Source organism: Micromonospora sp. NPDC003197, from assembly GCF_053590565.1.
Window position 1 is genome coordinate 357,497 of record NZ_JBSFTE010000002.1, and the last position, 10,747, is coordinate 368,243.

General features: G+C 68.9%; 1 protein-coding gene. It reads left to right on the forward strand.

What is annotated here, in order from left to right; all coding sequences use genetic code 11:
• Positions 1–59 precede the first annotated feature (59 nt).
• On the forward strand, positions 60–10,706 hold the full coding sequence (locus tag ACWDV4_RS03900; protein ID WP_449974630.1) for a LamG-like jellyroll fold domain-containing protein: 10,647 nt from the start codon (positions 60–62) through the stop codon (positions 10,704–10,706).
• Positions 10,707–10,747: the final 41 nt, after the last annotated feature.

A 10,747-nucleotide genomic window follows, 5' to 3' on the forward strand; every position in this document is an offset into this window, starting at 1 on the left:
CTTCGCAGCCCTGAAACTTACCGCCAAGCTTTGCGGGGGTGCTGAAGGAAGGCTCCGTCATGGGGGGTTACCAGCGGCGTGTCCGGCGGCCAGTAAAACGGGACGCCGGCCGCCTCACACGTCGGATCGCGATCGTCACGGCGGCTGTGATGCTGCTCGGCTTCGTCACACCGACCAAGACCGAGCCCGGCCCCGACCCGTTCCCGCTGGGCTGGTTGTGGTCGGCGCTGCGGACGGCTCGGGCGGCGGCGGCTCCGCTGATCACCGGGCTACCGGTGCAGCCATGGGGAGCGAAGCGGGGGCCGGAGACCGCCTCGTACGCGGACACCCGAGAAGGCCGAGGCAACGGGCTGCCCGCCGGCAAGGGCATCGGTGCGGTAGACGCGTACGAGCCACCGACGCGGCAACGGGGGCGCGCGTCGGTGACCGCCACGGTCGGCGACGATGCCAGCTTCAGCCCGACGAAGAGCCGGCGGGTCGCCGACGCTGCCTCGGCAACCTCCGACCTGTACGAGAACCCGGACGGCTCCTACACCCGCAAGGTCCACGAGCTGCCGGTCAACTACCAGCGCGCCGACGGCAAGTGGGCCCCGATCGATCCGAACCTGAGCCGGAGCGCGAACGGCCGGTACCGGCAGCGGTCCAACTCGGTCGGATTGGACTTCGCCCCTCGGGCCGACGACCCCAATCTGACGACGGTCGAGGTCGACGCCAGCCACACGGTCTCCTACGCGCTCGCGGGGGCGGCGAAGGTGGCACCGGTGGTGACCGGGGACACCGTCACCTACACCAACGCGTTGCCCGGCGTGGACCTGCGGTTCGAGTCGCGGGCGACGGAGGTGAAGGAGTCCATCGTCCTGCGCTCGGCCGACGCGCCGACCTCGTACGTCTTCCCGATGCGACTGCGGGGCCTCACCCCGAAGCTGGCCGCTGACGGCTCGGTCACCCTGCACGACCGGAAAGGGACGGTGCGGGCCACCATCCCGGCCGGCTACATGGAGGACTCGCGGTTCGACCCGCAGAACGGTGCGTTCACCCGCTCCTACGGGGTGCGCTACGAACTGGTGAACGCGGGTGGCCCGGCACTGAAGGTGACCATCGACGCGGGCTGGCTGCGGGACCCGGCCCGGGTGTTCCCGGTGACCGTCGACCCGACCACCAACTTCGCCAACACCGGCGACACCTACGCCTACTCGACGCAGAGCGGTAACCACGGCAGCGAGAACGAACTGCTGGCCGGCACCTGGAACGGCACGGCGAAGGCGCACTCGTTCCTGCACTTCAACAACTTCGCGCAGGCGTACGGCGGCGCGCAGATCTCCGCCGTGTCCCTGAAGATCTTCACCTCCTGGGCGGGCACCTGCACCGCGAAGCCGTTCACCGTGCACCCGATCACCCAGTCCTGGACCGAGTCGGGGGTGACCAGCTACCCCGGCCCGTCGTTCGGCGCGTCGATCGGCTCGGTCACCGCCAATCCCGGCGCGGCCTGCACCAACACCGGCGGTGACCGGAGCATCGGCACCTGGATGACCGTGCCGCTGACCGTCGGCACGTTCCAGAGTTGGGCGGCGGGTGGCACCAACAACGGGCTGGCGGTGTCCGCGTCGCAGACCGACATCACCCAGTGGAAGCGCTTCACCTCGCGTAACGGTCCGGCCGGCCGCAGCCCGTACCTCCAGGTGACCTACACCGCCGGGGCACCCCCGCAGGTGGACGCGCAGTACCCGCCGGACGGGGACGCGGTCTCCAGCCTGACGCCGGAGCTGCTGGTCGCGGCACACGACCCGGACAACGCCGCGACCCCGCTGACCTACAACTTCGCTCTGTACAACAAGGCCGGCAACAAGATCAAGGAGTCTGGCGCGACCTCGTCGCGTAGCTGGGTGGTGCCCTCGGGCACCCTGGCCTGGGGACAGACGTACCACTGGACGGTGCTGGCCAGCGACGGCTCCCTCACCAGTTCCTCGCAGACCATCAACACGTTGACCACCCCGGTGCCGCAGCCCCTGATCACCTCCGGGCTCGGGCAGAACGGTGGGCAGGGCTTCGAGCCGAGCGTGGCCAACTACACCACCTCGGCGACCGACGCCGCCATCGCCACGGTCGGGCCGGCACTGTCGATCGTCCGGTCGTACAACAGCCAGGACCCCCGGGTCGACCTGGCCTTCGGTGCGGGCTGGTCCAGCCTCGCCGACACCCGGGCCACCGAGCAGCGGGATGCCGCCGGGGTGCTGCAGACCGTGGTGGTCACCTACCCCGGCGGGCAGGACGTCGCCTTCGGCCGCAACACCGACGGCTCGTTCGCCCCGCCGCTGGGCCGGTTCGCCACCTTCACCGCCGTGACCGGCGGCTACCGCATGGTCGACAAGGACGGCACCACCTACACGTTCACCGCCGCCACCGGGGTCGCCGGACGCTACGGGGTCACCTCGATCGCCGACGCGCAGGGACGTACCGAGACGTTCCTCTACGACAGCGCGAACCGGCTGGCCACCATCCGGTCAGCCGCCGGGCGGGCGTTGCACCTGACCTGGAGCACCCCGTCCGGAGCCAGCGCCGCACACGTCGCCACCGTCACCACCGACCCGGCCACCCCCGGCGTACCGGACACCGCCGCCACCTGGCAGTACGGCTACACCGGTGACCAGCTGACGAAGGTCTGCCCGCCGACGTCGACCACGGCGTGCACCACGTACACCTACGGGACCGGATCGCTCTATCCGACCACCCTGATGAACGCCGCGCCCAAGTCGTACTGGCGGCTCGACGAACGGTCCGGTACGACCGCGAACAGCGAGATGCTCGACAACCAGGGCACCGACGCCAGCACGTACACCGATGTGACGCTGGGCCAGACCGGCCCGCTGCCGGGCTCCACGGCGAAGGCGGCCGGGTTCAACGGCACCTCCTCCCTGGTTCGGCTGCCCGCCGAGCTCTCCGGCGCGGCCACCAACCTCGCGGTCAGCATGTGGTTCAAGGCGAACGCCGGTGACCAGGGGCCGCTCTTCAGCTACCAGGCCGATCCGGTCACCGGCGGCGCGACCACGGCCGGCAACTACACCCCGGCGCTCTACATCAGCACCAGCGGCAAGCTACGCGGCCAGTTCTGGGACAACAGCATCAACCCGATCGCCACCACCGGCTCGGTGGCCGACGGGCAGTGGCACCACGTCGTGCTCACCGCGGCCGGTAACAAGCAGTGGATGTACCTGGACGGCGCGCTGGTCGGCACCAAGACCGGCGCGATCCAGACCATCAACGCCTACAGCACGGCGAACATGTATGTCGGTGCCGGCTTCCTCGGGGGCGTCTGGCCCGACCAACCGCACTACAGCGGTGGCGCCAGCGACGCCGGTCACGCCGCGTACCTCAAGGGCACGGTCAGCGACGCGGCGCTCTTCGACCGGTCGTTGACCGCCGACGAGGTGGCCACGATCCACGCCACCGCGACGAAGGTGGCCCGCCCGCTCACCTCGGTGATCCGGCCCTCGGGCAACCCGTCGGCCACCATCGCCTACGACAGCGCCACCGGCATGGTCACCCAGGTCACCGACGCCAACGGCGGGGTCTGGAAGCTGAACCGGCCGACGGTCTCCGGATCCAGCCAGGTGTACGCCGGCACGGTGCTCGGCGGCGGTCCGGCCGACTACTGGCGGTTCGGCGAGACCGGCACCACCGACGCCATCAACGAGGTCAACGGCAGCAGGGCCACCTACAACGCGGTGACCCTCGGCACCACCGGCGGCCCGTTCGGCGACGCCTCGGTGGCCACCTTCGACGGCACCTCGTCGTACCTCAAGCTGGCCGACGGGTACGTGCCGACCAGCGGCCCGCAGTCGATCAGCCTCTGGTTCCGTACGACGTCCGGCAACCGGACGCTGTTCAGCTACCAGAGCGACCAGATCAGCACCGCCGAAACGGCAGCCGGATACACCCCGGCGCTCTACATCGGTGCCAGCGGCAAGCTGCACGGCCAGTTCTACCGCTCCTCCAGCGGCATGTTCAGCAGCGAGGCCAGCGTGGCCGACGGGCAGTGGCACCACGTGGTGCTGGCCGCCGGCACGACCACCCAGTCGATGTACCTCGACGGTGAACTCATCGAGACCAAGGCATCCACCATCGGACACACCGGCCAGAACCAGGTCTACGTGGGTGCCGGTTTCCTCGGCGGGGTCTGGCCGGACCAGACGCTGAACAACACCGGCAGCAACACCGGTTACCCCACCTACTTCCAGGGCGACATAGCCGAGGTGGCGTTCTACCGTACGCAGTTGTCGGAGGCCCAGGCGGCGGCGCAGTTCGCGGCGCGCGGCGAGACGGCGGGCGTGCCGGCGAAGACGGTGACGGTGACCGACCCGGGTGGTCGGACGCTGACCAACGTCTACGACGTGGCCACCGGGCGGCAGGTCACCGAGACCGACGCGCTGGGCAACGAGACGAAGTACGGCTACGACGTGCGCGGCTTCCTGCGTACCGTTACCGACCCGAACGGCAACGTCACCACCACCGAGCACGACGTGCGGGGCAACATCGTCTCCCACACCACCTGCCAGGACCAGGCGGCCAGTCGGTGCTCGACGGTGTACTTCACGTACTACCCGGACGCGACCAGCACCGCGCTGACCCCGGATCCGCGTAACGACGTCCTGCTTACCGTCCGGGACGGGCGGTCGGCGTCGGCCACCGACAACACCTACCTGACCACGTACGCCTACGACGCGAAGGGCAACCAGATCTCGACCACCGACCCGTTGGGTCGGGTGACCCGGACCGCGTTCACCGACGGCACCACCGTGCCGGCGTTCGACGGCGGGTACGCACCGGTCGGACTGCCGATGTCGGTGACCACGCCGGGCGGGGCGGTGCAGTCGGTCGTCTACTACGCGAACGGCGATGTGGCAAAGGTGACCGACCCGGTCGGGAAGGTCACCACGTACCGCTACGACGGGCTCGGCCGGCTGGCGACCGAGACTGAGACGACCGACACCTTCCCGGCCGGTCTGGTGACCGCCTACGAGTACGACAAGCTGGGCCGGCTGGTGAAGCGGACCGACCCGGCGACCACCAACCGGGTCACCGGAGCCGTGCACACCCCGGTCACCACGACGGTGTACGACGTCGACGGGCTGGTCGTGACGCAGACGATCGCCGACCTGACCGGCGGCGACGCGTCCCGTACGGAGAAGACGACCTACAACGCGTACGGGCAGCAGGTCAGCACGACCGACGCCACCGGCAAGACCACCCGGTTCGAGTACGACGCGTACGGCAACCCGATCAAGGAACTCGACGCCGATGGTGGCGAGATCCGGTCCAGCTACGACCCGACGGGTAACCTGCTCACCTCGACGCTGGTCGGCTACATCGGCGATCCCAACAACCCCAGCCCCGCGACCGACCTGATCGTGGAGTCCCGCAGCTACGACCCGGCCGGTCGGCTGGCCACCCAGACCGACGCCATGGGCTGGGTGACCGCCTTCACCTACACCGACAACGGCCTGACCGCGAAGGTGGTCCGGAAGGACCCGACGACCGGGGCATCGTTCGTAGTCCAGGAGGACAGCTACGACGGGGCCGGCAACCTGATCTCGCAGAAGACCCAGAACAGCACCTCCACCACCACGTACGCCGTCGACGCCGCCGGCCGGCCGACCTCCTCGACGCTGGACCCGACCGGCCTGAAGCGGACCATCAGCTACAACTACTCGCGCGACGACAACCTGGTGGCCGAGACGCTCTCGGATCCGACGGGTGTGCTGGCCATGTCCGAGACGATGTACGACCCGATGGGCCGGGTCGTCGCCGAGACGACGCACAACTCGCTGATGACCCCGGTCGGCCGCTGGCGGCTCAACCAGACCGCCGGCGCCACGGCGAAGGACACGGCGGGCAACAACCCGGCCGCCGCCACGGACGTCACCTGGAACACCGAGCGGGGCGGCGCGGCGAGTTTCAACGGCACCACCTCCTACCTGGCCACGGACAGTCCGGCGGTGGACAGCGCGCGTAGCTTCACCGTGGCGGCCTGGGTGAAACTCACCGACAACACCGCCCGACGCAAGGTGCTCGCCACCACTGGAGAGCTGCAGAGTTCGTTCGAGCTGCGGTACGACAACTCGAACAACCGCTGGCGGTTCGTCATGAAGTACGCCGACGTACCGGACGCCGGTGGTACGGCGGCGAACTCGACCAGCGTTCCGGCGCTGAACACCTGGACCCACCTGGCCGGCGTCTACGACGCGACGACCGGCGCGCTGAGCCTCTACGTCAACGGGGTGAAGGAGGGCAGCTCGGCGCACGTCACGCCGTTCACCACCCAGGGCCCGCTGCTCATCGGGGCCGGCATCTACAACGCCGAGCGGGGTGACTACTGGAAGGGCGGCATCAGCGACGTCCAGGCGTACTCCCGGGTGTTGACCGCAGCCGAGATCGGCAAGGTGCATGCTGGCACCGCGCCGGCCGCTGACGCGGGCGTGATCCGGACCAGCTACAAACTGGACGCCGACGGCCTGGCTCGGGCGATGACCGACCCGAACGGCAACGTCACCAACTACGACTACGACGAGGCCGGTCGCCCGACCGTCACCGTCGCCCCGGCCGTGCAGAGCGAGCCCAGCGGTGGCGGCGCGGCGCTGGTGCGGCCGATCTCGTACACCGGCTACGACACCTTCGGGATGGAGGTGGAGTCCCGGGACCCGAACGGCAACGTGGTCGTCACCGAGTACGACGCGGAGGGGCGCGAGGTCGCCAACCGAATGCCCAGCTACACCCCGCCGGGCTCGACCACCCCGATCACGCCGGTGACCACCAACGCCTACGACGCTCTGGGGCAGTTGACCAGCAGCACCGACGCGCTGGGCCGGATCACCCGGTACGCCTACGACCAGTTCAGTCGGGTCACGAAGGTCACCGACCCGAACCAGGGGGTGACGACCTACACGTACGACCCGCTGGGCGACCAGTTGTCGATGATTGACCCGACCGGGGCGAAGTCGACCGCCACCTACGACTACCTGGGCAACCAGCTCACCACCACGGATGTGGTGCGGCAGACCGGGGCGGCGTACACCACGCGGTACACGTACGGCAGCAACGGGTTGCTGACGTCGGCGACGACGCCGGCGGGTGCGACGACTTCGATGACCTACAACGCGGCGGGTGAGACGCTGTCGGTCACCGATGCGGCGAACAACCGGACCACCTACACCTACAACGGGGCCGGTGAGCAGACCCGGATCACCCAGCCGGACGGCAACTACCACACCACCGAGTACGACATGACCGGTCGGGAGATCGCCGAGAAGTCGTACTCCGCCACCGGCACCCTGTTGCAGAGCGAGTCGGACCGGTACGACGCGGCCGGCAACGTCATTGCCAGCACCGATGCCCGGGGCAGCACCACCACGTTCACCTACGACCCGACCGGTCTGCTCACCTCCGCGGTGCAGCCGATCAGCGGCTCGGACTCGATCACCACTTCGTTCGGCTACGACGCGGGCGGTAACCAGACCCGGTTCACCGACGGTCGGGGGCATTCGTACCTGACCACGTACAACACGTGGGGCCTGCCGGAGTCCCAGATCGATCCGGCCACCACCACGTACCGGGATCTGGCCGACCGGTCGTTCACCGTGGCGTACAACGCAGCCGGCGACCAGACCCGGGCGTTCCTGCCCGGCGGGGTCACCCTCGACTACGAGTACGACGTGAACGGCAACATGATCCGGCAGAGCGGCGCGGGTGCGGAGGTCGCGACCGGCGAGCGGAGCTTCGGTTACGACATCGGCGGCCGGGTCACCTCGGCCACGACGCCGGCCGGAACGAACACGTTCACCTACGACGACCGGGACATGCTGTTGTCGGCCAACGGTCCGTCCGGCTCGTCGTCGTTCACCTACACCCTGGACGGGTTGCTCGCCTCGCGGACCGACGCTGCCGGGACGACGTCGTACGACTACGACGCGGCCGGTCGCCTCGCCCTGCTCGCCAGTGACACGGCGGGGGTGCGGGCCGCCTACACCTACGACAACATGTCGCAGGTCAAGACCATCACGTACGGCTCGGGCGGCGGTACCCGTACCTTCGGCTACGACCCGCTGCACCGGCTCGTCACCGACGAGGTGAAGTCTGCTGCCGGCGCTACCGTCGGAAAGATCAGCTACGGGTACGACGCGAACGGAAACGAGACGTCGAAGACCACCAGTGGGTTCGCCGGCTCGGCCAGCAACACCTACACGTACGACCTTGCTGACCGGCTGACCTCGTGGAGCGCGGGCAGCACCACGACCGTCTACGCGTACGACAAGTCGGGTAACCGGGTACAGATCGGCGACCGGCTGTTCAGCTACGACGAGCGCAACCAGTTGGTCGGTGACAACAAGGGCACCACCTACCAGTACACGGCCCGGGGCACCCTTGCGGCGACGGTCGGTGGTGGCGAGACACTGGCCACGAAGACGGATGCCTTCGGGCAGATCCGCAGCCAGGGGGTCGGCGGGTCCGGGGCGGAGACGTACGACTACGACGCGCTGGGCCGGGTGCTCCGGGCGGGCTTCTCCTACAGCGGGGCCGGTAACGACCTGGCCGGTGACGGTACCGCCGTCTACCTCCGCGACCCGGATGCCGACCTGGTCGGCGAGATGGCTGGGGGAACGAAGCGGATCGCCTGGACCGACGAGCATGACGATGTGGTCGGTCAACTCGACCCGACGGCGGCCACGATGGCCGGCTCGACGACCTACGACCCGCTCGGCCGGGTGTTGGCCACCAGCGGGATGATCGGAAACCTCGGCTACCAGTCGGAGTGGACCGACCGGCTGACCGGCCGGGTCAACATGCTGACCCGCTGGTACAACACCGACACCGGCCAGTTCGACACCCGGGACAACGCCGAGGTCGACCCGGTGCCGGACTCGGTCGGCGCGAACCGGTTCGCCTACGCCGACGACAACCCGATGACGGTGACCGACCCGGACGGCGAGTGGGGCATCAAGAGCATCTTCAAGAAGGTCAAGAAGGCCGCAAAGAAGGTCAAGAAGGCGGTCAAGAAGGTCGCCAAGAAGGTCGTCAAGAAGGTCAAGAAGGCGGTCAAGAAGGTCAAGAAGGCGGTCAAGAAGGTCGTCCACAAGGTCCGCAAGGTCGTAAAGAAGGTCAAGAAGGCGGTATCCCGCGCGTACCACAAGGTCAAGAAGGCGGTGGTGAAGAAGTACAAACAGGTACGCAAGTGGGTGTCCAACAAGGTCGCCAAGGTCAAGCAAAAGGTCAAACGGATCTACAACAAGGTCAAGCAGGCCGGCAAGGCGGTGGTGGCCAAGGCCAGCCGGGCCATCAAGAAGACCGTCAACAAGGTCAAGGACGCCTACCACGCATCCGCGAAGTGGGTGAAGGACCACAAGAACGCGATCCTGGAGGTCGCGGCGATCGGAGCCGGAATCGTCGCCGGCCTGGCCTGTACGGCGGCGACCGCCGGGGTAGGCGCGGTGGCCTGCATGGTCGGCGCGGCAGCCGTGATCAACGTGGCCAAGGACGCCGCCCAGGGTGACATCGACGACCTCGGCGACGTACTGGGCTCCGCCGGCACCGGTGCCCTCCAGGGCCTGATGGGCGGGTTCGGTGGCGCGATCGGTGGCCGACTGGCGGCCGGCGTCACCAGCAAGCTCGGCGGGTTCGCCGGCTCCTTCGTCGGACGCTCGGCCGGTGGCGCGGTCAGTGGTGGGGTGGGCGACGCGGTGAGCCAGTTCATGCTCACCGGGCATGTCGACGCCAGCGGTGTGGTGGTGAGCGCCGGGATCGGTGCGATCTTCGGTGGCTTCGCCAAGGGCGGATCCTCCCGCCGGGGGCCACCGGACTCGGACGGGGCACCGAGGAACAACGGCAGCGGCTGTACGCACAGCTTCGACCCGAACACCCGGGTCCTGATGGCGGACGGCTCGACCCGACCGATCAAGGACGTCAACGTCGGCGACCGGGTCAAGGCGACCGACCCGACGACCGGGGTGACGACCGCTCGCAAGGTCGAGGCGTTGCACCTCAACCGGGACGCGGACCTCACCGACGTCGCGGTGACCAGCAACGGGCGCACCGTCACCCTGCACACCACCCAGCACCACCCGTTCTGGGACCAGTCGGTCAAGCAGTGGCGCAACGCCGCCGACCTGAAGGCCAACTCGTCGATCCTGGTCGACCCGTCCGGCGCGACCCAGCGGGTCACCAAGGTCCGCAACTTCGTCGGCGACCGCTACATGCGGGACCTCACCGTCGCCAACGACCACACCTACTACGTCCTCGCCGCCAGCGCGCCCGTCCTGGTGCACAACTGTCCGACCGGCGGCGACGGCGGTGGCAGCGGTGGACGGGGTAACGGTGGCGGTGGCCGGGCCGATGACGACAACCCGTACAGCAACTGGGACGACATCTACGGCGGGCCGGACCTCAACCGCCGCCCGGGCGGGGTGGAGGAAGGCGAATCCGGCGAGCGGGTGCGTCGCCGGCAGGCCCAGGACCGTACGTCGGAGGAGAGCGAGGCGCGGGCCAAGACCGCCAACGCCACGTCGGCCGTGGCCAAGGACGTCGGCAAGATCGTCAACAACGGCTCCGCGAAGGCGAACGATCCGATCTCGGCGGTCGCCGTGACCGCGGTCTTCATCGGCACCGCGATCCGTAGAGGCTGGAAGAACTGGCGAAACAACCGGCGCGGCGGAGGGTAGTACTCGGCGTCGGCGACTGACGGGCTTCGGCTCGTCAGTCG

Coding starts and splice junctions, on each gene's coding strand:
- ACWDV4_RS03900 (WP_449974630.1), top strand. CDS start 60: ATGGGGGGTTACCAGCGGCGTGTCCGGCGGCCAGTAAAACGGGACGCC.